The sequence below is a fragment of the Ancylothrix sp. D3o genome, assembly GCF_025370775.1.
GTDB lineage: Bacteria > Cyanobacteriota > Cyanobacteriia > Cyanobacteriales > Oscillatoriaceae > Ancylothrix.
In genome coordinates this window covers 127,205-150,852 of the sequence record NZ_JAMXEX010000012.1, presented here as the reverse complement: position 1 = coordinate 150,852, position 23,648 = coordinate 127,205, and the positions used below count along the sequence as shown (strand labels likewise).

23 protein-coding genes are annotated in these 23,648 nt (G+C 42.9%); 16 read left to right on the top strand and 7 right to left on the bottom strand.

Translation table 11 applies throughout. The annotated features are described in order from the left end of the window. The first annotated feature begins 72 nt into the window (after positions 1-72). Together hemN and hemJ are read left to right on the top strand one after the other, a co-directional pair. Positions 73-1,458, top strand: a complete 1,386-nt coding sequence (gene hemN, locus NG798_RS19210; protein ID WP_261225317.1) for an oxygen-independent coproporphyrinogen III oxidase — start codon at positions 73-75, stop codon at positions 1,456-1,458. A 64-nt stretch (positions 1,459-1,522) separates the two neighbouring features. Then, the gene (gene hemJ / locus NG798_RS19205) at positions 1,523-2,086 is read left to right on the top strand and encodes a protoporphyrinogen oxidase HemJ (protein ID WP_261225316.1); all 564 of its coding nucleotides are present in this window, start codon (positions 1,523-1,525) and stop codon (positions 2,084-2,086) included. Between the two features lie 62 nt (positions 2,087-2,148). Here the strand turns inward: hemJ and NG798_RS19200 are convergent, their stop codons facing one another. Both NG798_RS19200 and NG798_RS19195 read right to left on the bottom strand, forming a co-directional pair. Continuing rightward, positions 2,149-3,033, bottom strand: a complete 885-nt coding sequence (locus NG798_RS19200; RefSeq protein ID WP_261225315.1) for a hypothetical protein — start codon at positions 3,031-3,033, stop codon at positions 2,149-2,151. A gap of 129 nt (positions 3,034-3,162) precedes the next feature. Beyond that, positions 3,163-3,942: a hypothetical protein gene (locus NG798_RS19195; RefSeq protein WP_261225314.1), complete on the bottom strand. Its 780-nt coding sequence runs from the start codon at positions 3,940-3,942 to the stop codon at positions 3,163-3,165. A 239-nt stretch (positions 3,943-4,181) separates the two neighbouring features. On the opposite strand from NG798_RS19195, the gene rpiA reads away from it, so the two are divergent. Beyond that, a complete protein-coding gene (rpiA, locus tag NG798_RS19190) occupies positions 4,182-4,862 on the top strand; it encodes a ribose-5-phosphate isomerase RpiA (RefSeq protein ID WP_261225334.1) in 681 nt (226 codons plus the stop codon). A gap of 74 nt (positions 4,863-4,936) precedes the next feature. Here rpiA and NG798_RS19185 read toward each other — a convergent pair whose 3' ends face one another. Beyond that, positions 4,937-5,485 (bottom strand): transcriptional repressor, encoded by a 549-nt coding sequence (locus tag NG798_RS19185; RefSeq protein ID WP_261225313.1) that lies wholly within the window; start codon positions 5,483-5,485, stop codon positions 4,937-4,939. 205 nt (positions 5,486-5,690) lie between these two features. After that, positions 5,691-6,299 carry a Crp/Fnr family transcriptional regulator gene (locus NG798_RS19180; protein ID WP_261225312.1) on the bottom strand — a complete coding sequence of 203 codons (609 nt, stop codon included), beginning with the start codon at positions 6,297-6,299 and terminating at the stop codon, positions 5,691-5,693. A gap of 593 nt (positions 6,300-6,892) precedes the next feature. On the opposite strand from NG798_RS19180, the gene NG798_RS19175 reads away from it, so the two are divergent. Continuing rightward, positions 6,893-9,376, top strand: a complete 2,484-nt coding sequence (locus NG798_RS19175; RefSeq protein WP_261225311.1) for a WD40 repeat domain-containing protein — start codon at positions 6,893-6,895, stop codon at positions 9,374-9,376. Between the two features lie 472 nt (positions 9,377-9,848). Here NG798_RS19175 and NG798_RS19170 read toward each other — a convergent pair whose 3' ends face one another. Further along, positions 9,849-10,013 (bottom strand): hypothetical protein, encoded by a 165-nt coding sequence (locus NG798_RS19170; protein WP_261225310.1) that lies wholly within the window; start codon positions 10,011-10,013, stop codon positions 9,849-9,851. Positions 10,014-10,022: 9 nt separating this feature from the next. Between NG798_RS19170 and NG798_RS19165 the strand changes: the two genes are divergently transcribed. The 7 genes from NG798_RS19165 to NG798_RS19135 all read left to right on the top strand — a co-directional run bounded on the left by NG798_RS19165 (position 10,023) and on the right by NG798_RS19135 (position 16,501). Next, on the top strand, positions 10,023-10,976 hold the full coding sequence (locus tag NG798_RS19165; protein WP_261225309.1) for an HMA2 domain-containing protein: 954 nt from the start codon (positions 10,023-10,025) through the stop codon (positions 10,974-10,976). A 246-nt stretch (positions 10,977-11,222) separates the two neighbouring features. Further along, positions 11,223-13,475: a heavy metal translocating P-type ATPase gene (locus NG798_RS19160; protein ID WP_261225308.1), complete on the top strand. Its 2,253-nt coding sequence runs from the start codon at positions 11,223-11,225 to the stop codon at positions 13,473-13,475. Between the two features lie 140 nt (positions 13,476-13,615). After that, complete coding sequence (locus tag NG798_RS19155; RefSeq protein ID WP_261225307.1) at positions 13,616-13,918, top strand: DUF5132 domain-containing protein; 303 nt, start codon at positions 13,616-13,618, stop codon at positions 13,916-13,918. Between the two features lie 123 nt (positions 13,919-14,041). Then, positions 14,042-14,335 (top strand): DUF5132 domain-containing protein, encoded by a 294-nt coding sequence (locus NG798_RS19150; RefSeq protein ID WP_261225306.1) that lies wholly within the window; start codon positions 14,042-14,044, stop codon positions 14,333-14,335. Between the two features lie 79 nt (positions 14,336-14,414). After that, positions 14,415-15,008 carry an HMA2 domain-containing protein gene (locus tag NG798_RS19145; protein WP_261225305.1) on the top strand — a complete coding sequence of 198 codons (594 nt, stop codon included), beginning with the start codon at positions 14,415-14,417 and terminating at the stop codon, positions 15,006-15,008. Positions 15,009-15,128: 120 nt separating this feature from the next. Then, the gene (locus NG798_RS19140) at positions 15,129-16,184 is read left to right on the top strand and encodes an HMA2 domain-containing protein (protein ID WP_261225304.1); all 1,056 of its coding nucleotides are present in this window, start codon (positions 15,129-15,131) and stop codon (positions 16,182-16,184) included. Positions 16,185-16,216: 32 nt separating this feature from the next. Further along, the gene (locus tag NG798_RS19135) at positions 16,217-16,501 is read left to right on the top strand and encodes a DUF5132 domain-containing protein (RefSeq protein ID WP_261225303.1); all 285 of its coding nucleotides are present in this window, start codon (positions 16,217-16,219) and stop codon (positions 16,499-16,501) included. A gap of 220 nt (positions 16,502-16,721) precedes the next feature. Here NG798_RS19135 and NG798_RS19130 read toward each other — a convergent pair whose 3' ends face one another. Further along, complete coding sequence (locus NG798_RS19130; RefSeq protein WP_261225302.1) at positions 16,722-17,237, bottom strand: opioid growth factor receptor-related protein; 516 nt, start codon at positions 17,235-17,237, stop codon at positions 16,722-16,724. A gap of 23 nt (positions 17,238-17,260) precedes the next feature. Here NG798_RS19130 and NG798_RS19125 point away from each other — a divergent pair, with 23 nt between their 5' ends. Further along, positions 17,261-18,499: a folylpolyglutamate synthase/dihydrofolate synthase family protein gene (locus NG798_RS19125; RefSeq protein ID WP_261225301.1), complete on the top strand. Its 1,239-nt coding sequence runs from the start codon at positions 17,261-17,263 to the stop codon at positions 18,497-18,499. A 67-nt stretch (positions 18,500-18,566) separates the two neighbouring features. After that, positions 18,567-19,088: a dihydrofolate reductase family protein gene (locus NG798_RS19120; protein ID WP_261225300.1), complete on the top strand. Its 522-nt coding sequence runs from the start codon at positions 18,567-18,569 to the stop codon at positions 19,086-19,088. Between the two features lie 101 nt (positions 19,089-19,189). Here NG798_RS19120 and NG798_RS19115 read toward each other — a convergent pair whose 3' ends face one another. Beyond that, entirely contained in the window at positions 19,190-20,512 is a 1,323-nt protein-coding gene (locus tag NG798_RS19115) for an ABC transporter substrate-binding protein (protein WP_375338981.1), read from the bottom strand. A 264-nt stretch (positions 20,513-20,776) separates the two neighbouring features. Between NG798_RS19115 and pilM the strand changes: the two genes are divergently transcribed. The 3 genes from pilM to NG798_RS19100 are packed head-to-tail and all read left to right on the top strand — an operon-like array spanning position 20,777 to position 23,562. Beyond that, positions 20,777-21,880, top strand: coding sequence for a type IV pilus assembly protein PilM (pilM, locus tag NG798_RS19110; protein ID WP_261225298.1), 1,104 nt, complete (start codon positions 20,777-20,779; stop codon positions 21,878-21,880). 6 nt (positions 21,881-21,886) lie between these two features. Further along, positions 21,887-22,798: a PilN domain-containing protein gene (locus NG798_RS19105; protein ID WP_261225297.1), complete on the top strand. Its 912-nt coding sequence runs from the start codon at positions 21,887-21,889 to the stop codon at positions 22,796-22,798. Beyond that, entirely contained in the window at positions 22,795-23,562 is a 768-nt protein-coding gene (locus NG798_RS19100) for a hypothetical protein (RefSeq protein WP_261225296.1), read from the top strand. Before NG798_RS19105 ends, NG798_RS19100 begins: the two co-directional genes overlap by 4 nt. The last annotated feature ends 86 nt before the right edge of the window (positions 23,563-23,648 follow it).

The following is a 23,648-nucleotide window of genomic DNA, read 5'->3' as shown; positions in this document are numbered from 1 at the left end:
ATAAATAAACCCGGTTTCTGACACTCTAAATTTTGTTGTCAAAAATAGTTGAAAAAAGTTTGAGAGGTATCAATGGTTTTTTCTGTGCAAAATGTAACCTGGGATTTGAATTTGATCAAAAAGTATGATAATCCGGCTCCCAGATATACGAGTTATCCACCGGCAACCGAATTAAATGCAGAGTTTTCTGAGAGAGATTGGCGTGAGGCAATTGCTGCTTCTAATCAGCGGAAATCACCGCTTTCGCTTTATTTTCATATTCCCTTTTGTCAAAGTGCTTGTTATTTTTGTGGCTGCAATGTGGTGGTTTCTAATAACAAAAAAATTGCCGAAAAATACCTGCAATATTTAACAAAAGAAATTGAAATGACTGCTGGCTTGATAGACTTAGACCGAAAGGTAGTGCAACTGCATTGGGGAGGTGGAACGCCAAATTATTTGTCTATAGAGCAAGTACAGTTTCTCTGGAAAGCGATTAATGATAAATTTAACTTTGCGGATAATGCAGAAATTTCGATTGAGATTAATCCCCGTTATGTAGACAGGAATTATATTTTTTTCCTGAAGTCTTTAGGGTTTAACCGGCTCAGTTTTGGCATTCAAGATTTTAATCTTATCGTCCAAGAAGCGGTGAATCGAGTTCAACCAGAAAAAATGCTTTTTGAAGTAATGGGTTGGATTAAAGAAGCGGGGTTTGAGAGTGTTAATGTCGATTTAATTTATGGGTTGCCTTTTCAAACTTTGGAGACGTTTAAGGAAACGTTGAAAAAGACATTGCAGTTAGAGCCGGCGCGAATTGCAGTGTTTAATTTTGCCTATGTGCCTTGGATAAAGCCGGTGCAAAAGAATATTCCTGAATCTGCTTTGCCACCGGCACCTGAGAAGTTAAAAATTTGGCAAATGACGATTGAAGAATTGACAAATAATGGTTATGTTTTTATTGGGATGGATCACTTTGCCAAACCGAATGATGAATTGGCAGTTGCTCAAAGAAATCAAGCTTTAAAGCGGAATTTTCAAGGTTATACAACTCAACCAGAGGCCGAGTTATTTGGTTTTGGTGCTACGGCGATTGGAATGTTGGAAGATACTTATAGCCAAAACCACAAAACTTTGAAGGATTATTATCAAGCGATTGATGAGGGATGTTTGCCGGTGAGTAAGGGAATAAAACTCAGTCGTGCTGATATGCTGCGGCGGGAAGTAATTATGCAAATCATGTCTAATTTTCAGCTTGATAAGTCAGAAATAGAACTCAAGTATGGCATTGATTTTGATAATTATTTTGCCGCTGAATTGGAGGCAATTTTGCCTTTAGAAAAAGATGGTTTGGTAAAGTTATATCCTAACCTCCTTGAAGTTACGCCTCTGGGAAGATTGCTAGTCCGAAATATTGCTTTTCTTTTTGATGCTCATACAGAGATACGAGGTGAGCAGCGGCTTTCTCGGACGATTTAAACGGATTTTTTGAAGGATAAGACAGCCGGTTTTTCGGAAAAGCCGGCTTTGGAAAGGAGAAAAAATGGCTTATTTATGGTTGAAAACGTTTCATATTGTTGGGATTGTTGTATGGTTTTCGGGGTTGTTTTATTTGGTGAGGCTTTTTGTATATCATGCAGAAACAGAGCAGCATCCAGAACCGGCACGCGGGATTCTTAAGCAACAGTATGAGATAATGGAAAAACGCCTTTATAATTTGATAACAACGCCAGCAATGATGGTGGCGCTAACAATGGCGTTAGGGATAATTTATACTGAGCCAGAAGTCATAAAAGAAGGATGGCTTCAGGTAAAATTAGTATTAGTTTCCGGGTTGATAGGTTATCATTTTTATTGTGGTTGGTTGCTGAAACAATTAGCTAAAGATAACTGCATTTGGAAAAGTCAGCAATTCAGAATTTTAAATGAAGTTCCAACGGTTTTTTTAGTGGCGATTGTGCTGTTAGCTGTTTTTAAGAATAATCTGCCTTTGAATAGTGCTATGTCGCTGTTGGGGAGTTTAATAGTTGTAATGATCGGGGTGATTCACGTTTATGCTAAAAAGCGCCTGCGGGAAAGTTTAAAGAGCAGTTATCCTATGTTGTAAAAATAAAAAAGGCAAAAACTTATTCTCTGGGTTTTTGCCTTTTTTTTGAGTGATAGCTGAGTTTAATTTGAAAAGGTGCTGTTTAGAATATTGAAAAATTCATCTAAACTTCCGCACATCCAAGCTTGCACTGATAATTGTCGTAATTTGTCAATTGTCAAGCCTTCAACTTTTGGATTAACTTCAGGTGGAACACTATTAAAACGCATTTGCAGAGCCTCATAAATAGACGTTTTTAAGGATTCTTGAATTCCTTGTTGAATTCCTTGTTGAATTCCTTGTTGAAGACCTTGTTGAAGACCTTGTTGGACACCTTTTTGCAAGATATCTTGATAAGTAGCTGATTCTCGCATAATTTCCTCCCGAAATAATCGATTTATCAAGTTTTTGTCAAAGCGTAAACCGGCTAAAATATTGGTACAGGCAGTAATTTGTCCCCGCTCTGTGATTGGTTCAATTTTAGCCAATTGTTCAGCAATTAAATTTAGCAAGTCTTCCCCTGAATTTGTGCGACATAAACTAGCTAAGGGTAAAAGTGCCGGGTTTTGTAAAAATGGGGTGGGATCTAATTCCCAGAGCCGTATGATTTGATAGCGATGTTGTGTTCCCTCCAGCCGAAATTGATTTTTTAATCGTTTGTTGGCTGCGCTTTCTTTTAGGAGAATGAGGGTTTGGGTGATGGGTTGGCGATAGCGCCGGTAGAGTCTCACCCAATAGTCTAGCATTCGCAGCGGTAAAGGTGGATCACCTTCCACATCAACCTCAAATTCTAAATGTAAAATTCTCTGTTGAGTGCGTAAAAAGGTCAGGTAGTCGGCTCGAATTGGTTCGATGCTGAGTTCTGTTTTCAGAACTTCTACCGATGGCGGAGTTTCTCCTAGTATCCATGTGGCAAATTCCAAAGCATATCTTTCGGAGAGATATTTGCAGGCGTTGTCATAAGCCATTCTCGCACCCTTTTATTGATAAGTTGTTTGTCTAAATTTACTGTAAATTTTAAAATCTAACAACCTTGTAGATTCTCTACAATATGGCACAATACTCTTACCATAAACCCTTAACGGCGTGAGAAATTACTAACTTCCCAACAACAACAAAAGCGCCAACAGACTAATCAAAATTGCATTATAAATCGCATGATCCGCCGTACTCGCAGCCACCCCCGCCTCCTGCGCCTTTAACTCATCATCTTCAATTTTTTTCAAAAACCGATCATGCACATACTTATATCGCCAAGCAAACAAAAATCCCGGCACCGCCAACACAAACCCCATATAAATCGGAATCCCCACAATCAAATGAGTCAACCCAAACTGAAGCGACTTCACACAAATCTTACCCCAAGAATTCACACCTTTACGAAAAATTAACTCCTCAGTTTGCGCCCAAAAAGGTAAAATAAAAACCAACACCGCCCAAAACAAAACAATCAAAACCGCACCCCAATTCACACTCGAACCCTGCGCCACACTCGCCGCCCCTACCTTCTCCATCGTATCAAACGGCTGTAGTAAAACATTAGTCGGCCCACTCGAAATTAAACTCCCCCACCCCCACCGCAAAAACTTCGGCACAAACGGATAAACCCCAATAGCCAAAGTAATCGTCGTCACCGCAATTAAAAACGCCCGTAAATAAGCCAAAAACCCACTAAAATAAATCTCTAAAACAAAATTAAACTTAGACCGATTAATCCACAACTCCTCCAAAACCAAACCTACAATCAAACCTGAAAAGCTCAGCGAAATCGCAAACTTCGCCAAACTCAGCAAATCACCTTCACCCAAAAGAAAAACCAACAAAAAACTTAAAACAGTCAAAACCAAATATCGATAACCAATCAATGTATCTTTCAAACTTATAAAAAACTTTTGAAAACCGCTCAATTGCGGCACCGGCTTCTCAGGGTTCGGCATATAAGGGGAAATAAAAAAACAATTTTCACCTAAACATTTTAACCGCTTTTCCCAGGACTTGTCCCTTTAAACACACCGGCATAGTAAACTATCTCATGCAGCCTCAACCATCCAACCTGCTGCTACCTTAAAAACCAAAGGAGAAAACCTGCGTGAGCGAACAAGATACAGCCAAAATAATGAAACAACAAGTCGGCAAAGCCGCCGCTGACCGCGTGCAATCCGGTACAATTGTTGGACTAGGCACCGGCTCCACCACCGCCTACGCCCTACAATACATCGGAGAACGCATAGCCAAAGGCGAACTCAAAGACATCAAAGGCGTCCCCACCTCATTTCAAGCCGAAGTCTTAGCCAAACAATACAACATCCCCCTCACCACCCTCGACGACATTGATCATATCGACATCGCCATCGATGGCGCAGACGAAGTAGATCCCAACAAAAACCTCATCAAAGGAGGCGGCGCCGCACACACCCGCGAGAAAATTGTAGACTGCCTCGCCACACAATTTATCGTCGTCGTAGACAGTACCAAACTCGTCGAAAAACTCGGCTCAACCTTCCTCTTACCCGTCGAAGTTATTCCAATGGCAAAAACCCCAGTAATGAACGCCATCGAAAAACTCGGCGGAAAACCAACCCTCCGCATGGGAGTCAAAAAAGCCGGCCCAGTTATCACCGATCAAGGAAACTTTGTAATTGATGTAAAATTCGACAACATCGAAAACCCCGCCGAACTAGAAAAAACCCTAAACAACATTCCCGGCGTATTAGAAAACGGCCTATTTGTAGGAGTTGCTGATGTTATCCTCGTAGGAGAAATAATAGACGGACAGCCAAAAGTCCGCGAAATTTAACCAAAAAATCTAAAACCTAAAAACTTAAAAACCCGATCCCTAGTAAGAATCGGGTTTTTAAAAACTCAAAAACACTAGACTCCTGCATCTTCGATATGATTATGAAATTCCTCTTCCGAAGAAGGAAGAGCCATTTGAGAACGCGGACAACACCAATTACTAGGAAGCATAGACGGCCATCCCAAACGCAAAGCTTCAGGACAAATAGTGTGAATCGTAAGCTGGCAATCAATCATTTGCAGACCCGTTTTTTCTGCCTGTTTCAAGCCACTTTTTAAAATTGAATCATTTTTAAACTCAATCGTCTTATTGCATTGAATGCAAACAAGATGATGGTGGTGGTGGGGGTAGGGTTGATTCAATTCATAATGCTTGTGACCTTCAGCCAACTCCAACTCACGCAACAAACCCATTCTAGCCATCAGCTTTAGCGTTCGGTAAATCGTAGATAAGCTAATAGCTTCACCACGTTGGTGAAGAACATTGTACAAATCCTCCGCACTCAAATGATTTCCCCTGGGAAGATTTTGGAAAACGTGCAAAATCGTTTCCCGCTGCGGAGTCAGGCGCCACCCACGAGCATTGAGTTCGGCCTTTAGTGAAGTTGCTGTGTACAGAGCCATAACCCTCTTCCCAAAAAAGTCGATTTATTGACAATCATAGCTATTTTTTCGATTAATTTTCAACAACTGGCAATAATTGAGAATACTTTGCATTACTAACCTTACCATGCCGGTGATTAGTGACCCTTCAATAGCCAATAGTCAATAGTCATAGCAGCATCTACCACTGACAACTGACCCCTAAACAATTACTAAAAATTCCTTTTTACATTTGTTTTAAAACAATCGTTTTTCCCTGTGGCCGGCAAATAATCCCTTCCCGCTCAAACTTTTGTAACAATCTCGTTACAGTTACCCGCGCCATCCCAATCGCCTCGGCAATTTCTTGATGCGTTAGCCTTAACTCAATCTGCCGGCCAGTTTCCACTTCCTCGCCAAACTTTTTAGCCAACCAAATTAAAAAATTTAACAACCTTAAATAAGCTCGCTCACAACGCACAATCGCCAACAATTCTTGCGCCTGCTTTAGTTGCAAAATCATCGCCTCCGAACCTCTCTCCATCAAATTTAAAGGCACCCGACTTAACTCTGTCGCCTTCACACACTCAACCTGGCAAGGTTCAACCGGCAACAAAAACCCAGACACAATATCCCCAACACCCCAATATCCTAAAATCACTGGCCTCCCCTCCTCACTCCAAGTCACAGCCCTCACAGCACCCCGTTCAATTTTCCAAACCACCTCTGGCCATAGCGGAATCACATCTCCAACCGCAAACGTAGAAGGCAGCCGGCCAGAACTTAAAGTTGAAGCAACCCCAGAAAAAGCCCCCTTCTGATTAACTCTCGATTGTGCAGAACATAAAACACCCATATCCCTACTCCGCCATCATGTCATTAAAAAAGCTGGCCTTGTTGCTAAAATTTCTAGTCAGCATCAAGCCACCGGCAGCCTGCAAACTTGAGCAAACCACCGATCCGGGTTTTTGCCTCCCGCAACACCTTAGCAACAATAACTTAGACATCACTCTAAAATTATTGATAAATAATGTCAATAGTTAGTTTAGAAAATTTCTTACTCATCCCCCACAAAACCTATAATCTCAAGCAAAACCCAAAAAAATAAAGATTTATTGCAACAAGTTGACTCGGCTGCAATATTTATGTAATCGGCTTTTACAGCCCCAAATCGGGAAAAACCGCCATTGCAATAAACAGTTACAATATAAAAAACCTATTGATACTTAGTTGCAATAAGGAAAGCGTAAATAGAATAACTCTGATTACAAAAGCCGATTTTGTAGCAAGCGGAGGTACAGAGACAACAGCAAAACAAGTCCTATTTTAGGGACAATTATAAATAAGACACAAAATGTAGCCTGCAATACAAAGTCAGTGGCGCAGGCGTCCCGCCTGCGATAGGCGTTCCCAACCCTTCTTATAAACTCATAAACAACAAAGGTATTTATGGAGCAACTACTTAAACTACTAATTGAGTATGCCATTCCCATGTTCAACACCCTCATGTATGTACGCTCAGGACATCCCCTCAATGGCATACAAATCGCCCTAGATCCCAAACAAAAAGGAGCACATTTAATGCTCGATTATGCGGAAAATAGCCGCCAACAAACAGCCATACAAATAGACAGCCACCCCGCCGAAAAAATCCTAAAACTCGCAGTAGAAAACAGCGGCAACATTTCCCAACTTTTCCAAAGATTAAACCCAGGAACTCAACAAAACAACCTCGATTTTTATGCGTGGCAAATAAATCAACAAAAAAACCTCCAAAAAGAACTCGCAATTTATAACCGAGAAACCCAACTAAAACTAGCCGATGAACGCAAAGAAACCAGCTTAAAACTGCCAGAAATAGAAAAAATAGTCCAGAACTGGCCCCTGCGATTATTACCCTCCCAAATCTTAAATACACACACCGGCACCGCACCCATACCTTTGCGAATTATCATCGCCCCACCCGACACCCAAACCTTAAGAGCCAGCCTGACAACAAACAACCAACCTCCAAACCTACCCGAAATAGAAATAAAACTCGCCCAAGGACTCCGAGAATTTCTCAGCCAAAACTACCCCCTGCAAAGCCAAAACCGGCCCGTCGAATTTTTAGGAGACATTTGGCAAAACAAAAACTTTCACAGCGAAGCCGGCATCAAAGCCCTATATAGCCACCTCTCCAGCGAACCAACCTTAATATTAGAATCAGAAATAGACGGTGATTTTCTCATTTTTCGCCTAGCATACTGGGGAAACAATCAACACACCTACACCTATCAAACCCTCTTCAAACTTCCCTACCGCAGCATTGTATATGAAAGCGTTAAAACCCGCGCCAAAAAATGGCAACAAACCCGCGCCAAACTCATCGACCTTGGCAAAACACCCCAAGAAATTGAAATTCTCGGAGGCGAAAACGAAATTAATCTAAAAATATTACAAGAAGAAGAAGAATTAAACGCCGCCGGCATTGATACCAGTGATTTACAATTTCCCTACAAAATCACCAACAAAGACTTTGAACCCATCAACCAACTATTAATTACCTCTCATTGCATAGTAGCCGGTTGGATGGCAGACATACATCATCTTGCCGACAGACAAATAGCGCCAAAACTCCCAGAACTTTTACCCCAACTCATCCAACAAGCCACAGACCAAGAGTTAATGGAAAAGCTCACAGAAGCCGCAGTTTTCAGCTATCAAAGCATATTACAAACCCTTCCTGATCCTAGCAAAATCCCAGAAATGGCTGTAAAACTTGCCACAAGCCTCACCCAACTACCCGACAAAACGTGGGCAAAACAACAAATAAATTACGCCTTATTAGCTTGGCTACAGCATAAATTTTCCTCTGATGAAATCCAAAATTTAGATTTTTCTCAAACCCCCCTTAGCCTACTGCAAGCAGACCGATCTTTACTTGAACAAATCAAAGATTGTTTAATAATTTTAGGAGAAGAAGCAAGCCTCAAAGAAATTGAAAATATCTTAAAAACCCCCGAACAATCAGTCCAAACAGAAATCCCAAAAAACTATGAAACAGCTTATACTTTAAAAGCAATTAGTTGCCAATCATCACAAATAGCAATTAGTGCCGACGGAAAATTAATCGCCGCAGGAAGCGAGAAAAACAAAATTGGACTCTGGGAAGTAGAAACCGGCACCCTTAAAACTCAACTAACCGGCCACACCGGCCCCGTTCTCACCCTCGCCATAAGTGGAGACGGAAAAACATTAGTAAGCAGCGATACCACCGAACAAAGAAGCAACATAAAACTCTGGAACCTCGAAACCGGCGAACTAATACGCACCCTATTTGGACACAAAAAATCAATACACGCCCTAGCCCTCAGCCCCGATCAACAAACCCTAGCCAGCGGTTCCCATAAAATCAAAATCTGGAACCTGCAAACCGGCGATCCAACCAAAACTTTATTCGGACATAAAGAATGGGTTTATAGCCTCGCCATCAGCCCCACCGGCAAACTTTTAGCTTCCGCCAGCGAAGACAAAACCCTCAAAATATGGCATCTCGAAACCGAAACTTTACTGCGAACATTACGCAGTCATAACGGGCCGGTTTATTGCACAGCCATTTGCCCAAAAGGAGAAATTTTAGTGAGTGGAAGCGCCGACAAAACCCTAAAAATTTGGCAACTACAAACCGGCAAACTCATAACAACATTAAACGGACATAATGGGCCGGTTTACTCAGTCGCCATCAGTTCAGATGGACAAAGATTAGTCAGCGCCTCCCAAGACAAAACCATCAAAATATGGAATCTCAACAACCCAGAAAATTCTCACACCCTAACCGGCCATACAGACTCCGTGTACTCCGTCGCCATTGCAGCCCAAAACATCATCGTTAGTTGTAGCGCAGATAACACCATTAAAATCTGGCAACCAACCTCCACCCAGCAAAACTAACAACCACAGTTTTAAACACAGAGAAACACAACCTCCCTTTTTCCTCTGTGTTTTCCCCTGCCTTCCTTATGTGTCAAAAAAATCTTCAATGTAATGCACAATACAAATGTTTAGCAAACTTAAAATACCTCAAAAAACCCCAAATCAAAACACAGCAAACATTTCAAACCTTTGGCCCCATCAAAAAAACAAAAAACTTTCTAAAACCCCTTGCTTAAACCAGATTTCGTGTTATATTAACCTTGTCTTAACCAAAAGCTTAACCTGCTATTGCCCTCAACAAAGACTGAGGGGGGTAAGCCAAAAGCCGCTGCAATTCTTCAAAAAAGAAACGCTGGCCGGCAGTGGTAATCCCGCATGGGGAGGCTGCTTTCAACTCTTAATCTCAACCTGGGGGTAAGGAGGGGGCAACTCTTATGATGCACTATGCTTCTGTTGTGTCAGTTACACAAAAAATAAATAACAACCGTAGCTACAGCTTACGATGCCGCACCGGCCTGTACCTGGTGCCGATGAGAAGATGATGTGATTGCGGAGAGCCGGTACTGCCGGTGCGACGAAACCTCATTGCAAAAAAAACATCATCCAAATCATTAACCCTTGCCATACAAAGCAAGGCTGTACATCCCAATTTCATAGAGAAATCATGCCAGAAATCAGTATTCAATGCCCGATCAGCGGCGTTGAAATTGTCCACGCTATTCCTGGGCGAGTGCGTCTATCTTGCTTAAGGAAAGCGCAAATAACTCAGACACCACACAAAAGCCCGCAAACGTTGCAATATTTAAGCAAACAGCTAGAGCAACAAAAAGGCATCAAAAAAATTGAAATCAACCCCCAAAGCAAAAGCGCCCTAATTTTGTTTGACGAGAAAGTTTTGCCCTTGCAAACTTTGCTCTTAATCTTACAAACAATGGGAGTAGAAGATGCTCACCACACACCGGCATTACCCTTAAGCGAGCCCCTAGAAGCAGCCACCCGTGCCCTTAGTTCAGCATCGCAGCTAGATACAGTTATTCCTTATATGGTGGGAATGCTTTTAACCCAGCAGCTAGGAATCACCGGCCTGCCGGCGCTGCCATTTTACTTATTAGCAGCCGGTACAACCAAACAAGTATTAGAAGACTATAGCGAAACCGAAACTCCCCACACCCCAAGCCCCGAATATCGCCTAGCCCACAGCGTGCCCGGACGCCTACGCTACGAAATCAAGCGATTGGTAGAAGATGAAGTGTATGCCCGCCGGCTCGAACGCACAGTCCGAGACATTCCCGCCATCACAGGCGTCCGCATCAACCGCAGCAACGCTTCCTTAGTCGTACTCTACAACCGCCGCATCAGTTCCCTTGAACAGATCAAAGCCCTGATAGAGGAAGCTATACACCCCACACCCGTCGCCCCCGACTCTAGGGGCAATGCAGAGGTGCCCACCCCCGACTCTAGGGGCGACGCCAAGAGTGGCATAAAAGTCTCGCCTGTGATCGCCCGCTCTGGTAGAGGCGATGGAGGAGTGCCCACCCCCGAACAAGCCACCGGCTTCTGGGGACAGTACAAACCCCCCGCCATCAAAATGTGTCTTGCCTTCCTCGCCCGTTTGTAACAGTAAAAACGTGATATTGTTAAAAACATCAGGCGGAGAAACGGACAAAACCCTTTTGACACAGCATTTACAAAAGGCTTTTTATCAAAATAGCTACCCAAATTCACTCTTTGGATAGAACAAAAGGCCCGGAAGTAAAAAGTAGATTAAGAGCAGGTTAGGTATAAAACGATACCGAACCTGGGGGTTTTCCGACCCCCAAACGGAAAAAGCAAACCCTAGTACGGAGCATTATGAGTTAAAGAAATGGCAAAACTAATGGCATTGGCAACACAAACAAATATCGAAATCGCAACAGAAGAAACACAAAAATCTTCTCTAAAAGCTACACATAACCGCAGCACTATAAAAACAAATAATCCCGAAAAAGCCAAGCGGCCAACAATAGAAGCCAGCCTCGTTCATGCTACCCCCGGACGGGTAAGATATCGCGTACCAGCATTAATCAAAGATGCCGAATACGCTCAAAGTCTGGAAGTATTAGCAAGAGCAACAGCCGGTGTAACAAATGTCATTATTAAGCGATCTGCCGGTTCAATTGCCATTAGCTATAATGTCAGCGAAATTTCGGCAGCCGACCTAAAAACGCATCTTGAAACATTGATACAGCTTGCAGCCAGTGCCATTATTCCCATAGAAAAAAAAGGCAAAAAAGAAGCCGAAGAACCAGAAGAAAACAACGCTTGGGGGGGGATGAAATTGCCGGTTTTGGCAACAACACTGGCAGTTTTAAGTGGGCCATTTGGGTTGCCGGTTCCCGCAGCTTTAGTCGGTGGAACCATTGCCATGACAGCAATGCCGGTGGCTAAACGTGCTTGGGAAAGCCTCCGCAACGAACGCAAACTCAATATCGACTTTTTGGATTTTTCAGCGATTTTGATTACAACACTGCAAGGGCAATTTTTAACACCGGCCCTCATGCTATGTTTAATTGAAGTTGGAGATGCCATTCGGGAACGCACAGCGCGGTCTTCTAAACGTCAAACACTGGATTTATTAGACACCCTAGCTGATAAAGTTTGGGTAGAACGCGATGGCGAAAAAGTAGAAATTCCTATCCAAGAAGTTGAACACGGAGACACAGTAATTGTTTATCCGGGTGAACAAATACCGGTAGATGGAACCGTTTTGCGAGGTTCAGCAACCGTTGACCAACAAAAACTTACTGGCGAATCAATGCCGGTAATTAAACAACCAGGGGATGAAGTTTATGCTTCAACTTTGGTACGAGAAGGGCAAATTTATATTGTTGCCGAACGAGTAGGGAATGAAACACGGGCCGGTCGCAGTATCCAATTAATTCAAGAAGCGCCGGTGCATGATACAAGAATTGAAAACTACGCGGCAAAAATAGCAGATCGGGCCGTTATTCCGACAATTTTGTTAGCCGGTGTTGTGTTTGGTGTCACCCGAAACTTAGCCCGCGCCGCGTCTGTTCTCACCCTCGACTTTGCCACCGGCATTCGCGTTTCCGTTCCTACTACCGTGCTTGCAGCCTTGACAGCAGCGGCGCGGCGGGGGATTTTGATTCGTTCCGGTCGCGCTTTAGAATTGTTTGGTCAAGTTGATACTTTTGTATTCGATAAAACCGGCACCCTCACCAAAGGCGATATGGAAGTCATAGCCGTTAAAACCGTTAATGGTATGACAGCAGATCGCGTGGTGGAACTAGCAGCGGCGGCTGAACAACGCCTCACTCACCCCGTCGCCTCAGCGGTGGTACGCTATGCAGAACAGCGTGGCGTGGATCTGTTGGCGCGGGGAGAATGGAGTTATGAAGTTGGTTTAGGAGTCAAAGCAGAAATTGATGGTCAAACTGTTTTAGTAGGTAGTAAACGGTACCTCAAACAAAACGGCATAGACTTAAATTGCTTGTATGAAGAGCACCCAGAATTGCAAGCCGGTTCGTTAATTTATGTCGCCAGTGATGGACATTTGCGCGGTGTTTTGCAATACACAGATCCGCTGCGGAAAGAAACATCCGAAGTAATTGACCAATTGCAAAATCAGATGGGAATGGAATTGCACATTCTCACCGGTGATAACTGGACTCGTGCAAAATCGGTAGCTGCGGAGTTGAATATTTCCGAAAAAAATATTCACGCCGAAGCATTCCCCGAAACAAAAGCAACAGTCGTTCAAGAATTGCATAATGCCGGTCGTACCGTAGCCTTTATTGGCGATGGAATTAACGACTCAGCAGCGTTAGCTTATGCCGATCTATCGATTTCTTTTGGTGACGGTTCGGATGTAGCGCGAGAAACCGCAGACGTAGTATTGATGACAAATGATTTGCGTGGTTTAGTCGAAGCAATTAACTTAGCCCGTCAATCAATGGCATTAATTCGTCAAAACACCGGCATTGTCGCCATTCCAAATTTAGCCGGTTTAGTTTTGGCCGGTACCATTGGCCTCAACCCGCTTGCCGCAACTGTTGTAAATAACGGTTCTAGTGTAGTTGCCGGTGTCAATGGTTTGCGTCCATTACTAAACAAATAGACACCTATTCATGGGTCATTCCAAAAAAGACCCATGACAAAACATCCCCGTTCATCTGCGTTCATCCGCGTAGCGCTGCGCGCGGCTGCGCCTAACATCTGCGGTTAAAAAATTAACCAACAAAAAGAGAGGAAAAAACAATGGGTTTAATTGGTAAAGCTGTCGAAACAGTAGTCGAAGATATTGCATTACCGGTAATAGTCGTCGGAGTAGGCGCCGTTTTACTCGCACCGATCTTAATACCTGTCGGCAAACCAATTGCCAAAGCAGCGATAAAAGGCGGTTTAGCTGCTTATGAAAAAAGCAAAGGAGTCTTTGCAGAAGTCGGAGAAGCCTTTGAAGACTTAGTAGCCGAAGCCAAAGCCGAACTAGCAGAATCTCACGCCTCAAGCGAATTGAGATCCGCCGCTATTCCTACAGAAGCAACACCGATTTCTGATTGAGATAGCAATGCTAAAAATTTCTACCAAATCCTAAGCCGAAAAATAACCTATTGATAAGCCGGATTTGGTATTCCTCCAAAACGTCTACAGAACACAAAAATCACCAAACAAAGAGAAAACAAAATGAAACTGATTGAAGAACCCCTCGCTTTATTAGAAGAAACCACCGGCCCTGTTGGCCTTGTAGTTGGAATTGGTGCTTTATTACTCGCGCCGGTGTTAATTCCTGTGATGGCCGGTGTTGGTAAACCGCTTTTTAAAGGAGTCATCAAAGGCAGCATTACCTTAGCAGAAAAAACCAAAGGAATGCTGGCAGAAGTGGGAGAATCTGTAGAAGATATCGTCGCTGAAGCAAAAGCAGAAATGGCAGAAAATCAAATGCCAAAAACAGCCACCGGCAACCAATCCGAAGCCTAGTTTTTAGAAACACATCAGGGGGGACAACAACCCCCTACCCCAAATCAAAACCATCACCAATTAGGAAAAATTCACTAAAATGGAGACTAGAACAGCCAGCAATGCCAAAATACAGCGCATGAATGAATCAAGCCTTAAATCTCTAAGCCCAGAAATTCATAGCCGCGTAATCAGTCAAACTCCTGGCCGGCTGCGTTTAAAAGTATCTGCATCTCACCGTAATCCTGCCCAAATGCAAGCAATGGTAAGAGAAATTGAAGCACATCCCGATGTTTCCCAAGTGCGAATGAATCCACAAACAGGCAGTATTGTGATTCATCACGAAACTCACCAAGAAGCCGTTAAAAATGTAGTGGGAACTTTAAAAGATTTAGGGATTATTTTTGGCGGAATAACACGCGGAGAATCAGACTCAGCCGCCGATGTGGCCGGTGCTTTTGTTGATTTGAATCAAAAAGTTAATCACGCAACCAACGGATTTATAGACTTACGCTTTATTGTGCCGGTGGGTTTAGGAACTCTGGCAATTCGTCAATTGCTGATCAAAGGTTTACAATTAGATGTGGTGCCTTGGTATGTATTGGCTTGGTATTCGTTTGATAGTTTCTTGAAGCTACACTATACGAATAAACCAGAGCAATTTAAAACTCAAAGCCAGATGGAACACCTTTAAAACTAAGTTAAGGCAAGTTTATCAAAGCAGGCTTCTCGGCCTGCCTTAAGTTTTATTATATTTTTGAGTTTAGGCAACCTAAAAGCCGGTAAAATAAACTTTAAAAGGAGGAAAAAATAAATGTCAGAAGCAATAAAAAATACCAACAAAGAACAAGCAACCTCTAATAAAGCAGACCCCTTTGCCGCTTGGAAATCCTCGGAATATTGGAAAACTCAAGGCAAAAACTTTTTACCGTTGATCGTGGGTTTAGTGGTAACAAGAGGGTTAAATTTGGCCGGCTGGCGGGCGCTTTTAGGTTACATGGTGGCTGCGGGAACCACTCGCCAAATTATTGAGCAATTAGATTCGGAAACCCCAGAAGTTTTACCAACCGTCAAAAACTCCGAAGTTTTAGCCAAAACTCAACAAGAATTAACCCCCCCATCAAGTTTAAATTATAAAATTGTTCATGCAATCCCTGGCCGAATTCGCCTCTCGGTTCCTCGCGTAGCAGAAGATATCGAATATGCAGAATATCTCGATGACTTGCTAATGAGAAACGAATCTGTAAAAAGTGTCCGAATCAACCGCAAAGCATCATCAGTGCTGGTAAATTATAACACCGGCATCGTTTCTGATTCAGAAATGCAGGCTTATTTGGCTGAAGTCTTAGACTCAACTCAAAAAACCGAAGATTCAGAAGATATTTCTGTTAGCCAAGAGGTAATAGAAAAGCCAGTTTCGGAAAAAATAGAATCAAAAAAAGATGATGACGAACTCCCGCCACCGCCAGGGAATGCAGACAATGAAACCATAGAAACACCAACAGTAGAAACACAGGCACCAATTTTATCTGAACAAAGCAAAATAGAAGAAGTGGCTGTTGCTGTAGAAACTATCTCAGAAACACCGCACTTAGTTTCTCAACCGGCAAAAATTGAGCCTGTAATGGTAATTTCTTCTTCAGAATTTGAAACACAAATGGTGCCGGTGGAAGAAGCCGCAAGTTTTTGGTATTGTCTGGAAAATATAACCAAAAAAACAGTCTGGTGGTTACAGAGAGGGCAACCTTTGTATAGTGCATTACCTTTAGGATTTCGAGAAGCGGTGAAAGTGCGTATTTTGGCAATTGCAGCGCTTGCAAACGATAATTCTTCGCAAGATTCACTAACAGGTTTAGGTAGTCTATCCTAGAGATAATAGAGATATTTTTGGAGGAGAATTTTATGGCAATTAAAGCAGGTGAGTTGTTTGAAGACTTGGGGCCGGTCGGTGTGGCTGCCGGTATTGGTGCCGTTTTGTTGCTCCCAGTAATTGCCGGTATCGGTAAACCCGTTGCCAAAGCAGCAATTAAAGGCGGAATTTCACTTTTAGAACGCAGCAAAGGCGCTTTAGCAGAGGCCGGTGAGGTATTTGAGGATCTCGTCGCCGAAGCGCGTGCAGAACTTGCAGAAGAAGAAGTCAATGGCGTTGTGGCGTCAGGAAATGGCATTTCTGGGCCCCAAGGTTAACAAGATTGGTTTTTGCAAATTAGCCTACCTTTTTTAAAAAGCCGGTTTCTATCACAAGCCGGCTTTTTAAATTGCATTTAAAACAGGGTTTTTCATAATTATTCGTAGGATGGGTAGAGCGTAAGTGAAACCCATCAAAGCTTCGATAGTGTTGGGTTTCGTTCCTCTACCCATCCTACATTAGTGCTACGAACGTCTCTACATTTTTAAACCGGCCTCCTCAATCCCTCACCGCCGCTTGCCAATAACCAAAAGTGACAGAGCCAATTTTATCGCCTTCCTGCTCATAAATCTTCTGCAAACACCCAAAAAACGCCACAGCCTCCTTTTTCAACCCCAAATAACCCAAACACTTTAAAATCCGCGTAATTCGCAAAAAATTATGATTTCCCCGGCGTAGCCAATTTTGCTTACGTTCCTCAAAATTATCCCCCAAACACACCTCATTCCCCACCAACTCCAAGCCATAAAAACCCAACATTAACTCAAACGAATGTAGCAACCTTGAACGCAACTCCTCACTATTTTTAACCTTTTCAATCACCTCTTTATTCAAAACCGGCGCATCCAAATTCACCATACTTTTATCCCGCAAAGGAAACAACCACTGAATAAAATCGTGGATAGCCTCCAACCGGCCATAACTCCATCCCCATATTTCCTCAATTTTTCGCCCTTCTGTATCCGGTTGTAACCCTAGATAAAATGCTATGATTGGGTGATAAACTTCTTGCATTTTTACCTCTTTTTTCTAAACCCGTGAACAGTGATACTATTTTGGCACAATCTTCTAAGTTAGGCATCCAACTAGGCTTAGAACGCATCCAAACTCTACTCGCCAACCTCAACAATCCCCAACAAAATTATCCCATCATTCACGTCGCCGGCACCAACGGTAAAGGCTCAGTCTGCGCCTATCTTTCCTCCATATTAACCGCTGCCGGCTACAAAACAGGCCGGTACACATCCCCGCATTTCATTGACTGGACAGAACGCATCACCCTTAACGAAACTCCCATCACAAACTCTGACTTAGAAAAATATTTATTACAAGTAAAACAAGCCATAAATACCGAAAATGAACCTACCCAATTTGAAATTATCACCGCCGTAGCTTGGCTATATTTTGCCGAAAAAAAAGTAGATATAGCCATTATGGAAGTGGGGTTAGGGGGCCGGTTAGATGCCACAAATGTCTGTGAAAAAGCCCTTGTTAGTATCATCACATCCATAGGTTTAGATCACACAGAAATGCTGGGCCCAACCTTAGCCGATATCGCCTTTGAAAAAGCCGGCATCCTTAAACCCCAAATTCCCAGCATTATCGGCAAAGTTCCCCCCCAAGCCAAACAAGTCATCCAACAAAAAATCACTGAATTAAACTGTCCTGTCACCTGGATAGAACCGGCCACCCTCCACCCAACAAAACCCAACACTGCTATTTACAAAAATATCGAATATCCTCTACCTTTAGCCGGTGATGTACAATTAATCAATTCAGCCATTGCCATAGAAACAATTTTAAATTTAAAACAACAAGGTTGGAAAATAAGCCAAGAAAATATCATCCAAGGCATAGAAAAAACCCGCTGGCCTGGACGCATTCAATGGGTGAAATGGCGAGAAAATCAGCTTTTAATAGATGGTTGTCATAACCCCGACAATGCCTTAGCTTTGCGCCGATATTTAGACAGTCAAAACATCAATTCTGTAAACTGGGTAATTGGAATGATGGCTAGAAAAGATCATCAAGCCATTTTCCAAGCTTTATTACGACCTCAAGACCGGCTTTATTTAGTCCCCATTCCAGATAGTGGAAGTGCTAAGCCAGAAGAACTTTTAACCCTCGCAAAAAGTCTCAATATTCCGTTACAAGAAAGCCGATGTTTTCCTGATCTTGAAACCGGCTTAATCACCGCCAGCCAACACCTTGACAAAACCACTGTTTTATGCGGTTCACTTTACTTAATTGGGCATTTTTTAAAGGCAAATGTTTGATGGTTCAGAAACCCTTAAAATTCTTTAAAGACACCGAAAAATATTCACACTCAAAGGACTTCTAGGGATGAGAAAAATAATCTTGTTTATCGCATCTAGTTTAGATGGCTATATCGCCAGAAATTCAGGAGAAATAGACTGGTTATTCACCGATCAAGATTACGGCTACTCGGATTTTTACTCAAGTATTGATACACTTCTCATGGGTAGAAAAACTTATGAGCAAGTTTTAACCTTTGGAGAGTATCCTTACCAAGGGGTAAAGACTTATGTTTTTTCCAAAAATTCTCGCTTTAGTCCTACTCCAGAGACGGAAATTATCAGCGAAAATATCAAAATTTTTGTGTCTAATTTAAAGCAACAAAACGGTAAGAATATTTGGTTAGTAGGCGGGGGGCAGTTGGTTTTTGAATTAATGAATGAAAAGTTAATTGATGAGGTTATTCTTTCTATTCATCCTATAATTTTAGGAGAAGGGATTAGCCTTTTTCCGGCAAAAATGACTCCTCAATTTTTCCAACTCAGCCAATGTCAAAGCTATAACACCGGCCTTGTACAACTTTCCTATCATCTTAGGGATGGAAATTAAAGCCGGTTTTTCGGAAAATTGCTGAAAGATACAGAAAAAATTAACCTTAGATAAACATAGATATGTTCTCTGTGTCTATCTAAGGTTAAAGTTATCAGAAATTAAAGGCTATCCCACGACTTGGCTGCATCGGATATTGCTTGATCTACAGGTTTTTCTCCTAACATTGCTGCTTGCAAGTTTTCATAGATGAATTTTTGCAATTGGTTAACGTTTTTCATGGCCGGTACTAAAACTTCTGCATTTTTAAGTTGACCGGCACTCACTACCCGCGCTTTATCCACAGCAGCAGCATCTTTTGTCGCTTTAGTAAAAAATTCATCCTTCAAGCCGGCTACTGTAGAGGGCAAAACATTGGCTTCCTTGGCAAACTGTAACTGATTGGCATTATTCGTGACAAACAAAGCAAACTTAAGGGCATTTTCTGGCTGATCTGAATTTTGGGGGATTACTAAATTCATCACAGCAACACTCTTTTTATTGGTTTGACCTGTAATTTCTGGTGCCGGCAAAGAAACAGATGCAATATCGGGTGCATTTTTCTCAATTGTCTTAAAAAATTGCGGCCCGGAATTCAACAAAGCCACCTCGCCCGCCTGATACAATTCAACAGCCCGCCGATGTCCTTGGGTTAACACTTCCTGCGGCAAAAGTTTATTTTTGTAAAGGTCTACCCAATACTGAAACGCCGCTTTTCCTTCGGCAGAATTAAACGCCGCTTTTCCAGACTCATCTACCAACTTTGTACCCATTTGCACCAAAGAAGCCAACACCTCACTAGAATCTTCTGGTACAAAAGAAACAAAAAATGCGTATTTACCAGTTTTTTCTTTAACTTGTTTTGCTACCTGTGCTAATTCCGCATAAGTTTGAGGCGGTTTTGCAACACCGGCCTGCTCAAAAAGCTTAGAATTATAAATACTAATTCGTGCCGTCAGATACCAAGGAATCCCGAAAGTTTTGCCATCAAACATACTCGCTTTCCAAATATTCGGCAAATAAGACTCACGAACCTCTGACGACACCTTAGAATCTAAATACAGCCAAGCATTCCGTCCTGCCAACAGCGAGGCAAAATTAGGGTTAAGATTAACCACATCCGGCGCAGTTTTGGCAGAAACCGCCGCCAAAATCTTGCTTTCCATCGCTGACCAAGGTACATCTACCCAGCGAATCTTAACCTCTGGGTTCTCAGATTCAAACGCAGCGATTAGATTATTGAAATAATCTGTAAATTGCGGTTGAAGCTGCATCGTCCAAAACTCCACTTCCGCCCGCCCGGACGCTTGTTGAGAAGAGCCGGTGCCACAGCTAACTGCCCAACTTAACAATAAAACCGCAAGGGCCAAAGCACAAAAACGTTTAGCCTTGGAGGACAAAACCCGACCAAAACTCAACCACCAACTTTTTACACCATTAAACATCCCGTATATCTCCATACCTTTTTGTGCCGGCCACCATACCGATAGACTCATCAACTAGATTATCGAGCGCAGCATCACAACTGCGATATTATTTTATCGGGACAGGCAACCCAAAAGCCAACCTCAAGCCCCGTCATAATTTATAACAATCAAAAACTGTACTTTTCGCTTTTTTAGAGGAATACTTATAATGGCAAGTATGCCCCAAAAAACAAACCCTTAAACCTTCTCAAAAAAAAATCCTAGATAAAAGAGCAAAAAAACGTGATCAACTCATTAAAAAATCTATTTTCAAAAAGTAAACAAGGCGTCGGCATCGAAATTTCCCCCGAACGCATTAGCATCGTCCAACTCAAAAAACAAAAACAAGGCTATAAACTGGCAACCTACATCACCGTAGAGGTACCAGAAGACATCTTTCAAGAAGGGCAAATAGTCGATGCACCGGCCCTAGCCGCCTTAATATCGCAAACAATGGCCGAACATAAGCTCAAAGGCAAACAAGTAGCCACTGCCATACCCGGAAGAGAAGCCGTTATCCGCATTATCCCCGTACCCGCCGAACTAAACGACCAAGAACTGCGGGACTATATGAACCAAGAAGCCGGTTTATATTTACCATTTCCCAGAGAAGAAGCCGACGTTGACTTTCAAAAACTAGGGCTTTTTGTTGATGAAGACGGCATCGAAAAAGTCCAAGTTCTTTTAGTCGCCACCCGCAAAGAAATCACCGACATTTATATAGATATATTCCGGCAAGCCGAATTAAAATTAGATGTCATAGAAGTGACAAGTTTTTCTTTAATAAGAACCATAAAAGAACAACTACAACAATTCACTTCTCAAGAAGCAGCAGTTTTAGCAGATATTGAATTTGACAGCACAGAAATTGCCATAGTAGTAGACGGAATTCCGCAATTTTCCCGAACCATCCCCATAGGAACATTTCAGATCCAAAACGCCCTAGCAAAAGCCATGAATTTATCGGCAGCAAGAAACACCGATCTGCTCGTCGGCATGACAATTCCCCTAACACCAGCAGACACCTCTGGGCTAGGTACAATGGGAAATAACAACCCCGGAACAGCAGCCATGTTAAAAATATTAGGAGAATTAGCCGATGAAATACGCCGGTCAATAGACTTTTATTTGAACCAAAGCGAAAACCTAGAAGTCGCTCAATTGCTATTAGCCGGCCCAGGGGCAGCCCTCGGACAACTCGATGAATTTTTTATGCAAAGATTAAGTTTGCCCACATCAGGAGTCGATCCTGTAGAAAGCTTATCATTGCAAATTGAAGAAGAAATCACCCCAGTACAGCGACCGGGTTTAGGTGTTGTCTTGGGATTAGGACTCAGAGAGGTATAAACAAAAATGTATAGCTTAGATATTAACTTTCTCAATGACCGAGCGCCGCTTGGCGACCCCAAAGCCAAAAGAAAAGGCATCGTCGTAGCCGATAAAAGTGCCTTAATTGCCGGTGGAGCAGTAGGAGCAATCTTACCCTTGATTGTGGCCGGTATCTCCGCCTGGGTATATTTCAACAATCAAACCCTAACCCAAAAACTCGCCGAACTTGAACAAAAAGGCGCAGTTTTATCTAGCAAAAAACAAGAAGTAGACACCATAAAAGCCCAAACCCAACAAATAGAAGTAGAAACCCAAGCCCTCGGCAAAGTTTTTAACACAACCATCAAACCAGTAGCCGCCGTATTGCAAGACATTCGGGATCGAGTGCCGGCCAACTTACAAATTAGCAAAATCGAACAAACAGTAACCGCCAATGCCGCCGGCGCAGCCCCAGCAGCCCCCCCGCCACCGCCACCGGCCCCAGCAGCAGCCGCCCAACCTGGACAACCAGTGCCACCCCCAGCCCCCGTAGCACCTCCAACACCGCGTTGGGAATTATTCAACCAAAAAATAAAAATTCAAGGAACAGCCAGAAGCTTTGAAGAAGTAAACGACTTTTTATTGACGCTGAAAAACTCACCATTTTTTAACGCCAAACAAGTCAACATCGTATCAGCCACCCTCAAAGATAACGACCTCCAAGACAAAGTTGTATTACCAAGCAGCCTAAACAAAAACAACACTGCAACAGCCAACAACACACCAGAAGCAACACCCCCAGAAATAGAACTACCTCAAGTCGTCGAATACATAATAGACGCCGAGGTTAGCAACGCACCAGCCTCAGAAGTCGCCCGCGAACTAGATCGCAAAGGCGCAGTTGGTTTAGCAACACGAGTACAAACACTGCAAAACAAGGGGATATTACCGCAATGAGTTATGGAGAAGACGTCTTACCAGGACAAGAACAAGAAGCCCAGGGTGGGTTATTTGGCATCCAATTCACCCCAAAAATAATCGGCGTATTGATTGCAGTTGCAGGACTCGCCGCCGCTGTAGGGGCATTTATGTACGTCTTGCAGCCAATGTTAACCCAGCAAGAAGAACTGAACACCAAAATCGCAGCCAAAGAAAGCGAAAACAAAGCTATCGAGGCCAGCCTTTCGAGAATAGAAGAAGCTCGCGCCAACTTAGAAAAAGCAAAAGTAGCCAAAGCCGATGTCCAAGTATTATTTGGAGACACCAGAAGCCTAGACACCTTGGTTTTAGATATTAACAACTTCATCAGAAAAGCCGGTGGACAATTCGGTTCCGTCAAACCGGCCACCTCAGAAATTCTCACCACAAACTTATTTCCAACCCCAGCGCCAAACCCCCAAGCCCCACCCGGAACCGTAGCCCCAGCCGGCCCCTATCAAATACAACCATTCACCGTAGAAATGACCGGCACCTTTACCCAAACTCAATCAATCATCCGCAATATCGAAAGATTGCAACCGATGATCGTTTTGGGTAAATACACTTCCGACATTGATCCAGAAACCCTGAAACTGGTCGTTAATGAACAGGGAAAAGTCCTGAGAATACCCGAACCCACCTTAAAAACCATCTTTGATATGGTCGTAATTGTACCAGCAGCCAAACAAGAGCCACCCCGAACGCCAAAAACGGCCCCAGCAGCAACTCCAGCCAAACCATAAAAAACCCAGGCGATCTTTCCACCACAGATCGCCTGAAAAAATATAGATTAGGGCGTAGTGTCAGAAGTTTTTTTTAGATGAGGAGG